The following is a 17388-nucleotide window of genomic DNA, read 5'->3' as shown; positions in this document are numbered from 1 at the left end:
TCAAACCGTTATCACCCTAACAGGTGAGTATCGGTGAGAGAATAATCTGACTCACAGTGGGCCGCGCTCAGGGTGCTGCGCTGACCAGGCGATGGCAATGCGCAATCAGGCGATGACGCAGCGGCGCCGCCCGGCGGGCGAACTCCCCTTGGGCCCGGGCGTACTCCGCCCGGCCCGCGGCCGTCTCGATCCGCACCGGCGGGTAGCCGAACGAACCCAGGTCGTACGGGCTCGCCCGCATGTCGAGCGTCCGGATTTCGACCGCCAGCTCGAAACAATCCGCCACCAGCTCCGCCGGCACGAACGGGTCGAGCTTGTACGCCCATTTGAACAGATCCATGTTCGCGTGCAGGCACCCCGGCTGCTCGAGTGCGATCTGCGTCTCCCGCGACGGCGCCAGCTCGTTCAACGGCCGCGCCGGGCCGGTGAAGAAGCGGAACGCGTCGAAGTGCCCGCACCGGATGTCCAGGGACTCCACGACCGCGTCGGTGCCCGCCGAGCCGAGCCGCAGCGGCACCTGGTTGTGCCGCACCGAATCCGCGGGCTCGCGGTACACCATCGCCCACTCGTGCAGCCCGAAGCAGCTCAGCCGGGGCGCGCGGGACGCCGTCGCGGTCAGCAGGGCGAGGACGAACTCGGCCGTCCGCACCTTGCCCTCGCCGAAGCCCGCCGGGTCGAGCAGGACGCCCTCGGGCGTGGCGACGTACCCCTTGCGGTCCAGGAAGCGCCGCGCCGCGGGCCCGGCGAGCGCGACGCCGGGCCCGGGCTGCCACCGCTCGAGGTGGGACGGCCGGTACGAGTAGTACGTGAAGAGGAAGTCCAGCACCGGGTGCTTCTCGCCGCGCGCCCGCCGCTCCTGGTGCGGGCCGGTCCAGCGGCGCATCCGCGCGACGTGCGCCGCCTCCCGGGCCAGCCAGTCCGCCTCGGCGAGTACTTCGGTCATGCGCTCACGTGGGTGCCGTCGCGCACCGTGCCCACGTACTCCTCGACCAGGTCCTCCAGCGCCACGACGCCGACGGCGTTCCCGTTTTCGTCCAGCGCCCGCGCGAGGTGGCTGCGCTCCTTGCGCATGGCCGACAGCGCGACGTCGAGCCGGGCGTCGGCGCGCAGTTCGGTCAGCGCGCGCGTCTTCGAGGACGGCACCGTCGTGCCCGGGTCCTGCCCGGCCAGGTCGAGGATGTCCTTGACGTGGATGTAGCCGGTCAGGCGCCCGTCGTCGGTGCACACCGGGAACCGCGAGAAGCCGGTGGACGACACCGCCCGCTCGACCTCGCCGACGGTCGGGCCGCAGGGGAGCGTGGTCAGCTCGGCGGTCGGCACCAGCACGTCGGCCACCGTCTTCTGCACCGACGACAGCGTCTGGGCGAGCCGCTGGTGCTCGGACTGGTCGAGCAGGCCTTCGCGGCGCGACTCGCTGAGCAGCTCGGCCAGCTCGTCGGACGTGTAGGCCGTCTCCAGCTCGTCCTTCGGCTCGACGCGGAACGCGCGCAGCAGCGAGTTGGCCACGAAGTTCAGCAGCCAGATGAACGGGTTGGCCAGCTTCACCCACGCGACGTGCGCCGGCACCAGCCACAGCGCGAGCCGCTCGGGCTCGGCGATCGCGAGGTTCTTCGGCACCATCTCGCCGATCAGCACGTGCGCCACGGTGATGAACGCCAGCGCGATCGCGAACGAGATCGGGTGCAGCAGCGCCTCGGGCAGGCCGAGGGCGTCGAAGCCCGCCGCCAGCCGGTGCGCGATCGCGGGCTCGCCGACGCGGCCGAGCAGCAGCGAGCAGATGGTGATGCCCAGCTGCGCGCCGGCGAGCATCAGCGAGACGTGCCTGCTCGCGTTGATGACGATCCGCGCGCGCGTCTTGCCCTGTTCCAGCAAGGCTTCGAGCCGGTCGCGCCGGGAGGAGATCAGCGTGAACTCCGCGCCGACGAAGAAGGCGTTGGCCAGCAGCAGGACGACGACGAGGGCGATGTTCAGCCAGTCGCTCACGACGCCACCTCCGCTTGCGGGGCCGGTGCGCGGACCGGGGCGACCTCGACCTCGGCGATCCGGCGCTTGTCCATCGTGGTCACGGTGAGCAGCCAGCCGTCGACCTCGGTGGCGTCCCCCTCGGCGGGGATCTTGCCCAGCCGCTCGAGGATCAGCCCGGCGATGGTCTCGTAGTCACCGTCCGGCATCCGGAACCCGGTGACACCGGTGACCTCGTCCGCGCGCAGCTGCCCGGAGACCAGCCAGCTGTCCGCGCCGACCTGCTGGGAGGCCGGCGCTTCGCGCTCGTCGTGCTCGTCGCGGACGTCGCCGATGATCTCCTCGACGACGTCCTCCAGGGTCACCAGCCCGGCCGTGCCGCCGTACTCGTCGACGACGATGGCGAGCTGGAAGCGGGAGTCGCGCAGGCGCAGCAGCAGGTCGTCGCCGGGCAGGGACTCCGGCACGGTCGGCACCGGCCGCATGACCGAGCCGATCGGCACGGCGGCCCGGTCCGCCGCGGGCACGGCGAAGGCCTGCTTGACGTGCACGGCGCCGCGGACGTCGTCGAGGTCCTCGGCGTGCACCGGGAACCGGGAGAAGCCGGTGCGGCGGGAGATCTCGATGAGGTCTTCCACGGTGTCGTCGACGGCGAGCGATTCGAGCTGCACGCGCGGGGTCATCAGCTCCTCCGCGGTGCGCTCGCCGAACCGCAGCGAGCGGTCGAGCAGCTCGGCGGTGGAGGTGTCGAGCGTGCCGCTTTCGGCGCTGGAGCGCACGATCGAGCCCAGTTCCTGCGGCGAGCGCGCGGACCTCAGCTCTTCCTGCGGTTCGACGCCGAACTTCCGCACGAGGAAGTTCGCGCTGTTGTTCATCAGCGTGATGAGCCAGCGGAAGAGCGAGGAGAACCGCGAGTGGTAGCCGGCGACCGCGCGGGCGGTCGGCAGCGGCCGGGCGATCGCCAGGTTCTTCGGGAGCATCTCGCCGAGGATCATCGACAGCGACGTGGCGATGATCAGCGCGAGCACGATCGACGCGCCGCCGGCGAACCCGGCGGGCAGCCCGAGGCCGGTCAGCAGCGGCCGGACGAGCTCGCCGATCAGCGGCTCGGCCAGGTACCCGGTGATCAGCGTGGTCAGCGTGATCGCGACCTGGGCGCCGGAGAGCTGGAAGGACAGCGTCCGGTGGGCCTTCTGGACGGTCAGCGCGCGGCGGTCGCCGACCTGGCGGACGTTGGCCTCGACGGTGCTGCGTTCCAGGGCGGTCAGCGAGAACTCGGCCGCGACGGCGAGCCCGGTGCCGATCGTCAGCAGGACGAACAGGAGGACGCCGGAGACGGCGAGAAGGATCTGGATCATTCCGCACCCGCCTCGGTGGCGGGGGATGAACCTATCGGACAGCCGGGTCGGTCACCCGGCCCGGTACTGTCACCGGGTGACTGCGCTGCGCGCACGAAACGGTCACTCCTAGCGGGAAATCGGCGTGTACTGCGGTTATTGCGACAATCTTAACGTGTCTTTCGCGCTCGCCGCTCGCGTACCGGGTGTGTCGGAGCGCTCATCCCCGGCTCGGGCGGTGCCGGCGCACGGTTTCTTCGACGAGGTCCAGCACCGGCCCGAGCCCGGCGGCGGGCAGGCCCATGGCCAGGTGCGAGACGAGTCCTTCGAGGACGAGCTCGAGGAAGGCGGTGAGGACGTCGACGTCGACGTCGTCCCGCAGGTTGCCGGCCTCGCGCTGGCGCAGCAGGCGCAGCCGGGTGGCGGTGGTGAGCTGCTCGGACCGTTCGGCCCACCGGCCGCGGAACTCGGGATCGGTGCGCAGCCGCCGGCTCACCTCCAGGCGCGTCCCGAGCCAGTCGGCGGGGTGGTCGCCCCCGGCGAGCAGGTCCCGCATGACCTGGACGAGGCCCTGTTCGGCGACGACGTCGGCCATCCGCAGGGCGTCGTCCTCGGCGAGGGCGAGGAAGAGCGACTCCTTGTCGCGGAAGTGGTGGAAGATGGCCCCGCGCGAGAGACCGGTGGCTTCCTCCAGGCGCCGGACTGTGGCACCTTCGTAGCCGTAGCGCGCGAAGCAGACGCGCGAGCCGTCGAGGATCTGGCGCCGGCGTGCGTCGAGGTGATCCTGGCTTACGCGTGGCATCCTGAAATCCTGGCACCGCGGACCGGGAGTTCGCAATCCGTACGTACGTACTGTGACCCGGAGTGCAGGGAACCGCCCGGTTGCCCCCACCGTCCGAACGTTGCGGCGATTCGCTGACACGAAGTGAGACGGTTGGCTAAGGTTTGCCCCATCACGGTGGGTGAGCTGAGGGGAAGGTGCGCGGTGATCATCGGTGAGGCGGGCGCGGCGGCAAGAGCGCTGTGGGGCGACGTCTTCGACACCCCGGGCCGCGTCTACGGCGGCGGCGGCAAGGGCGGCCAGTTCAAAATGGACCCCGAGGAGCTCGCCGCGGTGATCGGCCAGTGGGAGGACCTGCTGGACAAGATCGTCGACGACGGCGAAAAGATCAAGGGGCTCCGGTTTGCCGACCGGGTGGCGCCGGGACAGGACCCGGCCAGCGACAGCTACGCGTCGACGACCGGCGACTCGATCTCCGCCCTCCAGCGCCAGAACGACTCGATGCGCAAGTACGCGCAGGCGTACATCAAGAAGCTCAAGGAAGCCCAGTCGAAGACCGTGGTCACCGACCAGGATCTGTCGGACACCTTCAAGGCATAGGCGAACGAACCTCGTGCGAAGCAAAATCTGCGTCCTCGCCGTGTCCGTGGTCGTTTCCGCGGGACTGGCCACTGCCTGCAACCCGACGACGGGGGGTGTCGCGTCCCCGGCCCCGAGCTCTTCGGCGCCGGCGGGCACGTCGCCGGTGGACCCGGAAGTGCCCAAGGTGACCCAGCCGCCGCTCGACGCGGGCAAGTACGCCTCCGACCCGTGCGGACTGGTGCCGAAGGACCTGCTGGCTTCACTGCGGTACACGGATCCGGGCAAGTACACCCCGCAAGGGGACACGCCGACCACCGCGGCGGGGCCGTCCTGCCTGTGGAAGCTCTCCGGCGAAGGGCTCGGGCTCTCGGCCGCGCTCGGCACCGGCAACCGTGAGCAGGGGGCGGGCGGATTGGCCGGGGCCTACGCCGCCTACCGCTCCGGCAAGATCACCAAGTTCCTGGAGCGCGCCCCGGACGTCGACGGCTACCCGGCGATCTACGTCGACGTCCAGGACGAGCGCGCGCTCGGCAGCTGCGGCCTGGACGTCGGCATCGCCGACGACCTCGCGTTCAACGTGTACGCCCAGGGTTACCAGGGCCAGGACGACTCCTGCGCGGTGGCCGGCCAGGTGGCGGCGAGCATCATCAAGACACTCAAGGGGGCCTGACGAGTGGACGGCAAGCAGATCTACGAGAACTTCAGACAGGGCGACACCAACGGCCTGCGCCAGGTGGCCGAGACGGTGCAGCAGCTGTCCGACGCCTACATGGAGCGGGGCGCGAGCATCAAGGCGCTGCAGTCGCGGATGGTGAACTCGTGGACCGGCGACGCCGCGGACGCGGCGAACGCCGGTGCCGGTCCGCTGGAACAGGCCTTCGCCGAAACCGCCGCGCCGCTCGACATCACCAAGGTTTCCGTCGACACCCAGGCCGCCGTCTTCGACTCCTCCAGCAATGCCGTCGTCGAAGTTCCGCCGAAGCCCGACAAACCCAATCCCTGGACCACCGGGCTGAAGGCCGCCATCCCGATCGCCGGGCCGTTCATGGCCAAGGACGACATCGACTCCTACCAGGCCGGGATGGCCAAGTACAACGCCGCGAACGAGACCAACGTCCGCGTGATGGACCAGTACAGCAACGTCACCAGCGGCACGCGGGCCTCGCTCCCGACCGAATACGGCATCCTCGAGTCCGACGGTGCCGCCATCGCCGTGACCACTCCGGACGGCCCCGGCCGGGTCGAGCCGACCGACCGGAGCAAGTGGCTGCCCGGGCACCCCGGAGGCGATCCCGGCAGCGACGACCACACCTCGACCACCGGCTTCGATCCCGGGCAGACCGGCGGCGGGGACAAGCCCGGCGGGAACGGTGGCACGGGTGGCACCGGGGGCACGGGCGGAACCGGAGGGACCGGCGGCACCGGCGGCACCGGAGGAACGGGCGGCACCGGGGGAACCGGCGGCGACGACACCCACACCACCGGCACCGGCCGCCCGAACGTGCCGACGCGGCCGGGGCAGACCACCGACCAGCCCGGGAAGACGCCGCCGAACACCGGTGGGGTGGACTTCTACCCCACCAACACCGGGGGTGGCCAGAACTACGGCCCGAACTTCCCGAACCCCAACGACCCCAATTCCGGCACCGGCGGTGGCCGCGGCCCGAACAGCGGGAACGCCGGCGGCCGGCTCCTCGACTCCACCGGCCGGGGAGGCACCGGATCCGGGGCAGGCGGCGGGAGCGGGGCGGGCGCGGCAGGCGAACGCGCCCTCGGCAGCGGCCGCGGCTCCGGCATGGGCAGTCTCGGCAACGCCGCCGCCGCGGAGGCGGCCGCCGCGCGGTCGGCCGCCGGGCGTGGCGGGCAGATGGGGCCCATGGGGCCCGGTGGGCGCCGGGGCGAAGGCGAAGAAGACGACGAGCACCAGCGGCCGGACTACCTGATCGAGGCCGATCCGGACGCGATCTTCGGGACCGACCAGCGGACCAGCCCGCCGGTCATCGGCGAATAAGGCGAATAAGGCGAATAGGGCGACCAAAGCGAACAAGAGGCAGGTGGACGTGGCAACAGGCCGGGTGGACGTTCCGGTCGAGGCGCTGGCCGCGCTGGCCGACCGGGAACAGGTCGGCCAGCTGCACCTCACCCTGCGTCCGGAGCCTCTGTGGCTCTCGGACGACGAACGTGAGGAAGCCGGCAAGCGGGTCGACGCCGCGCTCGCCGAGGCCGGGCTCGTCGATGCCCGCGGCCGGGCCACCGTCGACTTCCTCGACTGGCTTCCGCTGCTGGTCAGCCCCGCGCGGGAGTGCTACGGCTGGGTCGGCACCGGCGGCCAGACCTACGGCGTCCTCGCCGCCGCGAAGGGGCTGCAGGCCGTCCTCGCCGTCTCCGACGGGACGCACGTCGGCGTGCAGGAAATCGACCGGAACCGGCTGGCCGAGGCGCTCGTCGAGCAGCTGCCGCCGGTCGGGCCCGGCGGGGGACACCCGCGGACCGTGCGGGTGGCCGACCTGACCGAGGCCGCCCGGCGCGGGCAGGCCGCCTATCCGCTGGCTCCGGCGGTCGCCGACGTCGTCAGCCTCGTGCAGCGGCCCGTCTCGGGCAGCGGGGAGCTCTACGTCGGCCGTCGTGACGACATCGGGCGGCACACCTGCCTGCAGCAGCCGCTGCACTACGCCGACACCGACTGGGGCCGCTACCTCAGCTACACGACCGGCTCGGGCGACGACGCCGTCATCCACATCGGCCCGGCGGGCCCGCGGGAGCTGGCCGACACGCTCACCGAGCTGGCCGGCACCCTGGGCTGACCGAAAAACGCGTGCGCGGGAACGCGTCCAGGCGATAATGTGACAGCGCTGTTGTATCCGGGCGGGAGGACGCGCCGATGTACCCCGAGATCGAACCCTACGACCACGGCCGGCTCGACGTCGGCGACGGCCACGAGATGTACTGGGAGACCTGCGGCAACCCGCACGGCAAGCCCGCGCTCGTCGTGCACGGCGGCCCCGGCTCCGGCTGCTCCGCGAACGTCCGCCGGTTCTTCGACCCCGCGCGCTACCGGATCGTCCTGGCCGACCAGCGCGGCTGCGGCCGCAGCACCCCGCACGCCGGTGCCCCGGTCGCCGACCTGTCCGCCAACACCACCGGCCACCTGGTCGCCGACTTCGAGCGCCTGCGCACCCACCTCGGCATCGAAAAGTGGTTGCTGTTCGGCGGTTCCTGGGGTTCCGTGCTCAGCCTGACCTACGCGCTGCGCCACCCCGAGCGCGTCAGCGAGATGGTTCTGATGGGCCTCGCGACCGATCGCTTCGTCGAGATCGAGATGCTCATCCGCGGCCTCGGCGCCTACTTCCCGGAGGGCTTCGCCAAGTTCCGCGAAGGCGTGCCGGAAAGCGAGCGCGACGGCGACCTTTCGGCGGCCTACCACCGGCTCCTGATGGACCCGGACCCCGCCGTCCACCACCGGGCCGCGAAGGACTGGTGCGCCTGGGAGGACGCGATGCTGCCGGGCGTCCCGCCGCCCGACGTCTTCGAGGACCCGGCGTACCGGCTCTGCTTCGCCCGGATCGTCACGCACTACTTCAGCAACCGCGCGTTCCTCGAAGACGGCGAGATCCTGCGCCAGGCCGGGAAGCTCGCGGGCATCCCCGCGGTGCTGGCGCAGGGCGTGCTGGACACGAGCAACCTCGTCGGCACGCCCTGGCTGCTGCACCACGCCTGGCCGGGCAGCGAGCTGGTGATGCTGGACGACGTCGGGCACACCGTGTCGGCCGCGACGATGCAGGACGTCCTGATCGGCGCGACCGACCGGTTCGCGCTCAGGGGATGAGCAGGCCCGGCTCGCCTTCCGGGGCGAGCGCGGCGTCGGCGCGCCGGGCGCGGTTGGCTTCGGCGAGCCGCAGCCCGGTGACGCGCAGCGGCAGCCGGTCCAGGTTCCACTCCGCCAGCAGCAGCGCGATCTTCGCCTGCATTTCGGTGCGCAGCCGCAGGAACGAGTCGGCCGGGTCCGCACCGACCTCGCCCAGCAGCAGCCACCACGCCCAGGCCGCCGCGCCTGCGTTGGCGACGAAGTCCGGCACCACCGCGATCCCGCGGGCCGACAGCGCGGCCTCCGCGTCCGGCGTCGTCGCCGCGTTGGCCGCTTCGACGACCACCTTGGCCTTCACCACGCTCTCGTTGTCCGGCCGCAGCGCGTAGGAGATCGCGGCCGGCACGAGGATGTCCGCGTCGATCCCGACGATCGTCTCGCGCGGCAGCGCACGGACCCCGGCGGGCAGCCGGGAACGGTCCACCTCGCCGAAGCGGTCGCGCAGGTCCAGCAGCGCCGGGACGTCGAGCCCGGTGGGGTCGTACAGCGTGCCCGCGGCGTCGGCCACCGCGACCACCTTCACCCCGGCTTCGTGCAGGTACCAGGCCGCGCCGCCGCCCATCGTGCCGATGCCCTGGATCGCCACCGTCGTCTCGCGCACGTCCCAGTCCCACGCCGCCGCGACGCCCAGGCACGCCTGCGCCACGCCGTAGCCGCCGACGACGTCGCCGAGCAGCAGCCCGCCGGGGACCGGGGCGTTGAGGCCCGCCTGCACCCGGCGCAGGGTACGGGCCGGATCGGCCGAACGGCGGATCGCCGCGTGGTACGACTGCTCCAGCCCGAGCTCGGCGAACACCGAGTCGATCAGGTGCTGCGGGACGCCCAGGTCCTCGGCGGTCACCCAGTGCGCGTCCAGCCACGGCCGCAGGAACGCGCAGAAGCGCTTCAGCACGTCGAAGGCGCGCGGGTCCTTGGGGTCGAAGTCGAGGCCGCCCTTGGCCCCGCCGACCGGCAGGTTGAAGGTCGCGGTCTTGTTCGCCATGCCCCGGGCGAGGTCCTCGACCTCGGACATCGTGCAGCCGGCCCGCATCCGGGTGCCGCCGGTGGCGACACCGGAGACCAGGCTGTGCACGACCAGGTAGCCGTGCGCGCCAGTGACGGGGTCGGTCCACGTGAGCCGCATCAGCGGTTCGGCGGGGGTCATCGGGCCACTCACCTCCAGGGAAGTCCGGGGCGGCCTCGTGACCGCCATCACGAGCGTGCGCCCCCGGTGGCCCGCCCGTCCATTTAACGCTGCTGCACGATCTCGTTTAAGTTTTGTGTATGGAGCTTTCGTTGCACCGCTTGCGGATGCTGCGCGAGCTGCACCGCCGGGGCACGGTCACGGCGGCGGCCGCGGCCCTGCACTACACCGCTTCGGCGGTGTCGCAGCAGCTTGCACAGCTCGAGCGGGACGTGGGGGCGAAGCTGTTCGAACGGCTCGGCCGGCGCGTCCAGCTGACCGAACTCGGCACCCTGCTCACCGAGCACGCCGAGGAGATCCTCGGCTCGGTCGAGCGGGCGACCCTCGCCCTGGAGGAGGCCCAGGACGCCCGCACGGTCCGGCTGACCGCGGGGGTGTGGGCGTCGGTGGCCTCCGGCCTGCTGCCCACGGCCCTGACCGCCTTGGCGGGCGCACACCCCGGCATCGAGGTGCGCACCCGCGAACTGGCCCCGGAGGACACCGCCGAGGCGGTCCGGGACGGCAGCCTTGACCTCTCCTTCGTGATCGACTACTCCGACGCGCCGACGCCGTGGGACGCCGGGCTGGAACGCGCGGTCGTCGCCGTCGAACGGCTGCACGCCGCGGTGCCGCGGGGCGCCGTGCCGTCCGGATCGGCGGCCCTGGACGAGCTGGCCGAACACCCGTGGATCCTGGCCGGCGCCAAGTCGCACTTCGGGCGTGCGATGCGCACCGCCTGCCAGCGGCACGGCTTCTCGCCGAAGATCAACCACGAGGTCGAAGAACAGTCGACGGCGATGGCGATGGTGGGGGCCGGGCTCGGCATCACCCTCGTGTCCGACCTGGGGCTGCGCCTGCTGCGGCCGCCCGGGATCGACGTCGTCACGCTCACCACGCCGCTGCTGCGGACGGTGTCGATCGCCTACCGGCGCACCGCGTTCCGGCGGCCCGCGCTGCACCTCGTGATCGACGCGGTGCGGGCCTCCGCGGCCGAGCTCGGACTCGGCACCGAACCGGCTTTGCCCTGATCAGGGACTTCTTACAGGGTGGTGAACACCTCCCGGCCCGCAGGATCCGCCCTGAATTTGTCGTACCCCGCGTGTAGCGTCCGAAGGCGAGAAGTTCCCCCACCCACGGAACAGGAACGGACATGACAGCGGTGCACGATTTCCCCGAGAAGTCGGGTAGTGCGTCGAACCGCACCGCGCGGGTCCTGGCGGATCGCGCGGCCGGCGAGGCGTACGTCGCATCGGTGTGCTTCAAGCACGGACCACCGCGCCTGACCGGCGTGGAGCTGGAGTTCACCGTGCACCATGCCGACGACCCGGCCAGACCCCTCGATCCCGACGTCCTCGCCGCGGCGCTGGGCCCGCACACCCCGCGGACGCTCCGCCCCGGCAGTCCCGCCGCACCACTCCCGGCCGGCTCGCCCGTGAGCCTCGAACCCGGGTGCCAGGTCGAGATTTCCGCCCTTCCCCAGGCCTCGCTGCGCGAGCTCGACGCAGTCGTCACGGCCGACCTCCACCACCTGCGCGACAGCCTCGCCCGGCACGACCTCGTCCTGGGCGAAACGGGCATCGACGCCCACCGCGCGCCCCGCCGGCTCCTCCACACCCCGCGGTACGCGGCCATGGAGCGCCGGTTCGCGCCGATCGGTCCCGGCGGCCTCACCATGATGTGCAGCACCGCCGGCCTGCAGATCTGCCTCGATGCGGGGGAGCCCGAGCACTACGCGGCGCGGTGGGCGGCCGCGCACGCGATGGGCCCGCCGCTGCTCGCCCTCTTCGCCAACTCCCGCGTCCACGCCGGACGGGACACGGGACACGCCTCCGCCCGCTGGCTGGCGGTGCACGACACGGAAGCGGTGCGCACGCGCACGGCCGCCGTGGCGGGCGACGACCCGGCCGGCGCGTGGGCGGAGCGCCTGATGGACGTCCCCCTGATGGTGCTGCCCCGCGGCGACCGGCCGTGGGACGCGCCCGAGGGGCTGACGTTCGCCGACTGGATCGACGGCCGGGGCGCGGCGGCGCTGCTGCCGCGGCCGACGGTGGCCGATCTCGACTACCACCTCACGACCATGTTCACACCGGTCCGTCCGCAGGGGTACCTGGAGATCCGGTACCTCGACGCGCAACCGCCGGACGAGTGGCTGGCCCCGGTCGCCCTGGTGTCGGCGCTGCTCGCCCGGCCCGCCACCGTCGAGAAGGTGCGCGAAATCTGCGCGCCGGTCGACGGCCGGTGGACCACGGCGGCGCGGCGCGGCTTGGCCGACCCGGACCTGGCGGCCGCCGCGGCGGCGCTGGCCGGCCTCGGCTGCGCCGAGCTGGGCGTGACCGGGCTGGCGGAGGAGTCGATCACCGGGATCAGCGAGAGCGTGCTGGGGCGCGCGGACCGATCGAGGAGCGAAGCATGAGCACGGAAGCACTGGGCGAACTGAGCGCGCAGGACCTGCGCGCGCGGGCGGCGGAGGCGCTGACCCGGGCGCGGGCGCGCAGTGTCGCGCTGACCGACGCGGTCGACGACGAAGACCTCGTCCGCCAGCATTCGAAGCTGATGTCGCCGCTGGTCTGGGACCTGGCGCACATCGGCGTCCAGGAGGAGCTGTGGCTGGTCCGCGACGTCGGCGGCCGGGAACCGCTGCGCCCGGACATCGACGACATCTACGACGCCTTCCAGCACGCCCGCGCCGACCGGCCGGAGCTGCCGCTGCTCGGCCCGGCCGAGGCGCGCGCGTACGTCAAACAGGTCCGCGAGAAGGCCTTCGACGTGCTGGAGCACGCGCCGATGGACGGCCGGCGGCTGACCGAGCAGGCGTTCGCGTTCGGCATGATCACCCAGCACGAGCAGCAGCACGACGAGACGATGCTGGCCACCCACCAGCTCCGCAAGGGCGATCCGGTGCTGCACGCGCCGGAGCCGCCCCCCGCGCGGTCGGGCACGCTGCCGGCCGAGGTGCTGGTCCCGGGCGGGGCCTTCACGATGGGCACGTCGGCCGAGCCGTGGGCCCTGGACAACGAGCGTCCGGCGCACGAGGTCGCCGTCGAGGCGTTCTGGATGGACACGGTGCCGGTGACCTGTGGTGCCTACGCCGACTTCCTCGACGGCGGCGGCTACGACGACCGGCGGTGGTGGAGCGAGGCCGGCTGGGCCTACCGGACCGAAAACTCCATCACCGCGCCGCGGTTCTGGAAGCGGGAGCAGGACGGCTGGTGGCGGACCCGCTTCGGCGTGTACGAGCGGCTGCCGGCCGACGAGCCGGTCGTGCACGTCTCCTACCACGAGGCCGAGGCGTACGCGGCCTGGGCCGGGCGGCGGCTGCCGACCGAGGCGGAGTGGGAGAAGGCGGCGCGGTTCGACCCGGCCACCGGCCGGTCGCGCCGGTTCCCCTGGGGCGACGACGAACCGGCGGCCGAGCACGCCAACCTCGGCCAGCGGCACCTGCGCCCGGCGCCGGCGGGGGCGTACCCGGCCGGCGCGTCGCCGACCGGCGTGCACCAGCTGATCGGCGACGTCTGGGAGTGGACGTCGACCGATTTCCACGGCTACCCGGGGTTCTCCGCCTTCCCGTACCGGGAGTACTCGGAGGTCTTCTTCGGACCCGAGTACAAGGTGCTGCGCGGCGGGTCGTTCGGCACCGACTCGGCGGCCATCCGGGGCACGTTCCGCAACTGGGACTACCCGATCCGGCGGCAGATCTTCGCCGGCTTCCGCACCGCCCGCGACGCGGCCCCCGGCGAGGTGGGGTAGGCGCATGTGCCGCCACATCGGCTACCTCGGCGAGCCGCTTTCGCCCGCCGAGGCGCTCTTCCACGCCCCGCATTCCCTGCTGGTGCAGTCGTACGCGCCGGCGGACATGCGCGGCGGCGGCTCGGTCAACGCCGACGGGTTCGGGCTGGGGTGGTACCCCGGCCCGGGCTCGCCGCCGCTGCGCCACCGGCGTTCGACTCCACTGTGGACGGACGAGACGCTGCCGCCGCTGGCCGCGGCGGTCGCTTCGGGCGCGTTCGTCGCCGCGGTCCGCAACGGCACCACCGGCCTGCCGGTGACCGAGGCGGCCGCGGCGCCGTTCACCGCCGGGCCGTGGCTGTTCAGCCACAACGGCGTCGTGCGCGGCTACCCGGATTCGCTCGCGGAACTGGCGAAGACCCTGCCGGTCACCGAACTGCTGACCCTGGAGGCGCCGACGGACTCGGTGGTGCTCTGGGCGCTGCTGCGCGCCCGGCTCGCCACGGGCGCGGACCCGCTGACCGCGGTGGCGGAACTGACCCTCGCCGTCGAAGCGGCCGCGCCCGGCTCCCGGCTGAACTTCCTGCTCACCGACGGCACCACGCTGATCGGCACGACCTGGACGCACGCGCTGTCCGTGCTGGAGACCCCGGCCGGAGTGTGGCTGGCGTCCGAACCCCTCGACGGCGACCCGCGCTGGCGGGCAGTCCCCGACCACCACGCCGTGCGCGCCACCGCAGCCGGCGTCGACCTGCTTCCCCTGACCCAGGAGCTGTCATGACCGAAGTCGATCTCGACCACCACCGCTCCGGCGACGCCGTCACCGCGGAACTGCGCGCGGACGTCGTCGCCGGGCTCACCGCGGCGCAGAAGTGGCTGCCGCCCAAGTGGTTCTACGACGCCGACGGCAGCGAGCTGTTCGAGAAGATCACCCAGCTGCCGGAGTACTACCCGACCCGCAGCGAGCGCGAGGTGCTGGCCGCGCACGCCGGCGACGTCGCCGAGCTGACCGGCGCGCACACGCTCGTCGAACTCGGCTCGGGATCGAGCGAGAAGACCCGCCTGCTGCTCGACGCGCTCACCGGCCACGGCACCCTGGAGGCGTTCGTCCCCCTGGACGTGTCCGAATCCGCGCTGGCCGAGGCCGCCGAGGCGATCTCGAAGGACTACCCGGAGCTGGCGGTGCGCGGGGTCGTCGGCGACTTCACCCAGCACCTCGACCTGCTGCCGGACGGCCAGCCGCGGGTGGTCGCCTTCCTCGGCGGCACGATCGGCAACTTCCTGCCCGCCGAACGCGCGACCTTCCTCCGGTCGGTCCGGGAGGTCCTGGACGAGGGGGAGTGGCTGCTGCTCGGCACCGACCTCGTCAAGGATCCCCGGATCCTCGAACGCGCCTACGACGACGCGGCCGGCGTCACGGCGGAGTTCGACAAGAACGTGCTGCGGGTGATCAACGCGCGGCTCGGCGCGAACTTCGACGTCGACGAGTTCGAGCACGTCTCCCACTGGGACGCGGAAAACGAGTGGATCGAGATGCGCCTGCGGGCCCGGCGGGCGCTGACCGTTGAGATCCCGGGGGCGGACCTGACGGTGCGCTTCGCCGAGGGTGAGCACGTCCGGACGGAGATCTCGGCGAAGTTCCGCCCGCGCGGCGTCGAGGAGGAGCTGGCCGCGGCCGGGTTCGCCCTCGAGCACTGGTGGACCGACTCCCAGCAGCGGTTCGGGGTGAGCCTGGCAAAATCCGTGCGTGGCTAATCCTCTCCGCGCGCTGGCGCGGGCCGCCGGCACGAAACCGTGGCTGATGCGCATGGCCCGGTTCGTCGTGTGGGCGGACCGGAAACTGCACAAGGCATTCGGCGGCCGGGTGAGCCTCGTGGCGCTCGCCGGGCTGCCGTCCCTGCGCCTGACGACAACGGGCCGCAAGAGCGGGCTGCCCCGCAGCACCAACCTGCTCTACTACCCCCGCGGCGACGGTTTCGTGCTGACGGCCTCGAACTGGGGCCGCCCGCACGACCCGGCCTGGGCGCACAACCTGCGGGCGAACCCGAAGTGCACGGTGGCCCTGGCGGGCAAGCCGGTCGACGTCGTGGCGCGGGAGCTGGCCGGTGACGAGTACGAGCGGATGTGGGCGGAGCTGCTCGCCTTTTGGCCGGGTTATGCGATGGAGCAGCGTGAGGCGGCCCGGACGTTGCCGGTTTTCGTGCTGGCGAGGGTGGCTCGATAGGTTCTGACCATCCGTTCGGCCGGTGCCGGGATTCACCGGTTTGTGCCAGTCTCTCCCGGGTAACGCGCCGTGACGTCGTGACCTCGCGGCGAAGTGTGCGACCCAGGGAGGAACCATCTTGCCGAGATCCACACAGGGCCGGGTGCGGTCGTTCGCGCTGGTGGGGGCGCTCGTGGCCGGCGTGGGGCTGGCCGGGCCGGCCGGGACCGCCGCCGCGGCGGAAGACTCGGTCGTCAAGCCCGCCGCCGTCGGCGCGACCCCGGCCGTCGCCTGGGGCACCTGCGCCGGCGACGTCCTCGCCGGCGTGCCCGCCGACCAGGTCAAGTTCTACAGTTGCGCCCGCTACCGCGTCCCCATCGACCACGACAACGCTTCGCTGGGCACCATCGACATCGCGCTGCTCAAGCGCGCCGCGCGCACTCCCGGCCAGCGCGTCGGGTCGCTGTTCCTCAACCCCGGCGGTCCCGGTGGCCCGGGCCTGACCATGCCGATCGCCGGCCAGGCGATCTTCCGGCCGCAGGTTCTCGACCGGTTCGACCTGATCGGCTTCGACCCGCGCGGGGTCGGCGCGAGCAACCCGCTGCGCTGCTTCACCACCCAGGAAGACGCCGACGAGGTCTTCGCCGCCCAGATCGGCGTGCCGATTTCGCGCGCCGAAATCTCGGGCACCCTGGCCAGTTACCGCGACTACGGCCGGTTCTGCAAGAACAACGCCGGTTCGCTGCTCGACCACATGTCCACCAAGGACGTCGTCCGCGACCTCGACACGCTGCGCGCCGCCGTCGGCGACCGGAAGCTGAACTACGTCGGCTTCTCCTACGGCACGCTGATCGGCTCGACGTACGCGGCGATGTTCCCGAAGCAGTCGCGCGCGATCGTGATCGACGGCAACGTCGATCCGGCCCTGCGCACCAGCGACGGCGTGCAGTACGACCGGGAACGCGCGCAGGGCTTCGAGATCGCGCTGGACGCCTTCCTCAAGCGCTGCGACCAGGTCGGCCCGAAGTGCGCCTTCAGCGACGGCAACCCGCGGGCGAAGTTCGACGAGCTGCGGGAGTACCTCCGCAAGCAGCCGATCACGCTTCCCGGCTCCGACCCGCTCGACATCAGCGAGTTCACCGGCACCGTGGGCGGTGTCCTCTACAGCCCGGGTGCGTTCGCCGCCCTGGCCGACTGGCTGCAGACGCACTACACCGCGATCCACCCGTCCGCGCAGGCGCAGACGCAGTCGCTGCGGCCCCGGCCGCTGACGGCACCCGCCCTCGGGCACCGGGGCCTGGCCGACCTGAGGCCGGACAGCCCCTACACCGGCGACGACTCCTACTTCGCCGTCAACTGCGCCGACAAGCCGTTCCGGATCAGGCAGGAGCAGGTGCCCGACATCGCCGCGAAGTGGGAGCGCGAGTCGCGGACCTTCGGCCGGTCGCAGGCGTTCTCGGACACCGCGGCCTGCCCGGTGTGGCCGGCGAAGAAGCCGGACGCCTACCGGGGTCCGTGGCGCGCCAAGACCGACGTCCCGGTGGTCGTGGTCGGCAACTACTACGACCCGGCCACGCGGTACAAGTTCGCCCAGCGGATGGCGGCCGAGCTCGGCAACTCCCGGCTGCTGTCGGTCGACGCGTTCGGCCACTGCATCCTGGGCGACTCCCTCGGTGTCGACCAGGCCGTGGCCGACTACCTGACCGACCTGAAGGTGCCGGCGAACGGGCAGGTGTTCCAGCCGAACGTCCAGCCCTTCGGAGTGTGAGC

At 72.3% G+C, this 17388-nt stretch carries 17 protein-coding genes; 12 read left to right on the top strand and 5 right to left on the bottom strand.

Going from position 1 to position 17388, the window contains the following annotated elements; genetic code table 11:
- Nucleotides 1-67: 67 nt before the first annotated feature.
- The 4 genes from ACWEF6_RS05015 to ACWEF6_RS05000 form a co-directional block, all read right to left on the bottom strand.
- Complete coding sequence (locus tag ACWEF6_RS05015; RefSeq protein WP_449681711.1) at nucleotides 68-943, bottom strand: 3-methyladenine DNA glycosylase; 876 nt, start codon at nucleotides 941-943, stop codon at nucleotides 68-70.
- Nucleotides 940-1983: a hemolysin family protein gene (locus tag ACWEF6_RS05010; protein ID WP_449681710.1), complete on the bottom strand. Its 1044-nt coding sequence runs from the start codon at nucleotides 1981-1983 to the stop codon at nucleotides 940-942. Before ACWEF6_RS05010 ends, ACWEF6_RS05015 begins: the two co-directional genes overlap by 4 nt.
- Complete coding sequence (locus tag ACWEF6_RS05005) at nucleotides 1980-3320, bottom strand: hemolysin family protein (protein WP_449681709.1); 1341 nt, start codon at nucleotides 3318-3320, stop codon at nucleotides 1980-1982. The genes ACWEF6_RS05010 and ACWEF6_RS05005 overlap by 4 nt, the downstream gene beginning before the upstream one ends.
- A gap of 199 nt (nucleotides 3321-3519) precedes the next feature.
- The gene (locus ACWEF6_RS05000) at nucleotides 3520-4101 is read right to left on the bottom strand and encodes a TetR/AcrR family transcriptional regulator (protein ID WP_043784004.1); all 582 of its coding nucleotides are present in this window, start codon (nucleotides 4099-4101) and stop codon (nucleotides 3520-3522) included.
- Nucleotides 4102-4284: 183 nt separating this feature from the next.
- Between ACWEF6_RS05000 and ACWEF6_RS04995 the strand changes: the two genes are divergently transcribed.
- The 5 genes from ACWEF6_RS04995 to pip all read left to right on the top strand — a co-directional run bounded on the left by ACWEF6_RS04995 (nucleotide 4285) and on the right by pip (nucleotide 8488).
- Nucleotides 4285-4680: a hypothetical protein gene (locus ACWEF6_RS04995; RefSeq protein ID WP_449681708.1), complete on the top strand. Its 396-nt coding sequence runs from the start codon at nucleotides 4285-4287 to the stop codon at nucleotides 4678-4680.
- 13 nt (nucleotides 4681-4693) lie between these two features.
- On the top strand, nucleotides 4694-5332 hold the full coding sequence (locus ACWEF6_RS04990; RefSeq protein WP_449681707.1) for a DUF3558 domain-containing protein: 639 nt from the start codon (nucleotides 4694-4696) through the stop codon (nucleotides 5330-5332).
- Between the two features lie 3 nt (nucleotides 5333-5335).
- Nucleotides 5336-6673: a hypothetical protein gene (locus ACWEF6_RS04985; RefSeq protein WP_449681706.1), complete on the top strand. Its 1338-nt coding sequence runs from the start codon at nucleotides 5336-5338 to the stop codon at nucleotides 6671-6673.
- 64 nt (nucleotides 6674-6737) lie between these two features.
- Nucleotides 6738-7466 carry an ESX secretion-associated protein EspG gene (locus ACWEF6_RS04980; RefSeq protein ID WP_449681801.1) on the top strand — a complete coding sequence of 243 codons (729 nt, stop codon included), beginning with the start codon at nucleotides 6738-6740 and terminating at the stop codon, nucleotides 7464-7466.
- Between the two features lie 77 nt (nucleotides 7467-7543).
- The gene (gene pip / locus ACWEF6_RS04975) at nucleotides 7544-8488 is read left to right on the top strand and encodes a prolyl aminopeptidase (RefSeq protein WP_449681705.1); all 945 of its coding nucleotides are present in this window, start codon (nucleotides 7544-7546) and stop codon (nucleotides 8486-8488) included.
- Here pip and ACWEF6_RS04970 read toward each other — a convergent pair.
- Nucleotides 8478-9671 carry a Glu/Leu/Phe/Val dehydrogenase dimerization domain-containing protein gene (locus tag ACWEF6_RS04970; protein WP_449681704.1) on the bottom strand — a complete coding sequence of 398 codons (1194 nt, stop codon included), beginning with the start codon at nucleotides 9669-9671 and terminating at the stop codon, nucleotides 8478-8480. The genes pip and ACWEF6_RS04970 overlap by 11 nt on opposite strands.
- Before the next feature lie 119 nt (nucleotides 9672-9790).
- On the opposite strand from ACWEF6_RS04970, the gene ACWEF6_RS04965 reads away from it, so the two are divergent.
- The 7 genes from ACWEF6_RS04965 (at nucleotide 9791) to ACWEF6_RS04935 (ending at nucleotide 17386) form a co-directional block, all read left to right on the top strand.
- A complete protein-coding gene (locus tag ACWEF6_RS04965; RefSeq protein WP_310973003.1) occupies nucleotides 9791-10717 on the top strand; it encodes a LysR family transcriptional regulator in 927 nt (308 codons plus the stop codon).
- A gap of 122 nt (nucleotides 10718-10839) precedes the next feature.
- Nucleotides 10840-12102, top strand: coding sequence for a glutamate-cysteine ligase family protein (locus tag ACWEF6_RS04960; protein ID WP_449681703.1), 1263 nt, complete (start codon nucleotides 10840-10842; stop codon nucleotides 12100-12102).
- On the top strand, nucleotides 12099-13436 hold the full coding sequence (gene egtB / locus ACWEF6_RS04955) for an ergothioneine biosynthesis protein EgtB (protein ID WP_449681702.1): 1338 nt from the start codon (nucleotides 12099-12101) through the stop codon (nucleotides 13434-13436). Before ACWEF6_RS04960 ends, egtB begins: the two co-directional genes overlap by 4 nt.
- 4 nt (nucleotides 13437-13440) lie before the next feature.
- Nucleotides 13441-14196 carry an ergothioneine biosynthesis protein EgtC gene (egtC, locus tag ACWEF6_RS04950; protein ID WP_449681701.1) on the top strand — a complete coding sequence of 252 codons (756 nt, stop codon included), beginning with the start codon at nucleotides 13441-13443 and terminating at the stop codon, nucleotides 14194-14196.
- Nucleotides 14193-15170, top strand: coding sequence for an L-histidine N(alpha)-methyltransferase (gene egtD, locus ACWEF6_RS04945; RefSeq protein ID WP_449681700.1), 978 nt, complete (start codon nucleotides 14193-14195; stop codon nucleotides 15168-15170). Before egtC ends, egtD begins: the two co-directional genes overlap by 4 nt.
- A gap of 46 nt (nucleotides 15171-15216) precedes the next feature.
- On the top strand, nucleotides 15217-15639 hold the full coding sequence (locus ACWEF6_RS04940) for a nitroreductase family deazaflavin-dependent oxidoreductase (protein ID WP_449681800.1): 423 nt from the start codon (nucleotides 15217-15219) through the stop codon (nucleotides 15637-15639).
- A gap of 142 nt (nucleotides 15640-15781) precedes the next feature.
- Nucleotides 15782-17386: an alpha/beta hydrolase gene (locus tag ACWEF6_RS04935; protein WP_449681799.1), complete on the top strand. Its 1605-nt coding sequence runs from the start codon at nucleotides 15782-15784 to the stop codon at nucleotides 17384-17386.
- Nucleotides 17387-17388: the final 2 nt, after the last annotated feature.

The organism is Amycolatopsis sp. NPDC004772 (assembly GCF_053601215.1).
This window is presented reverse-complemented; position numbering and strand designations above follow the sequence as displayed.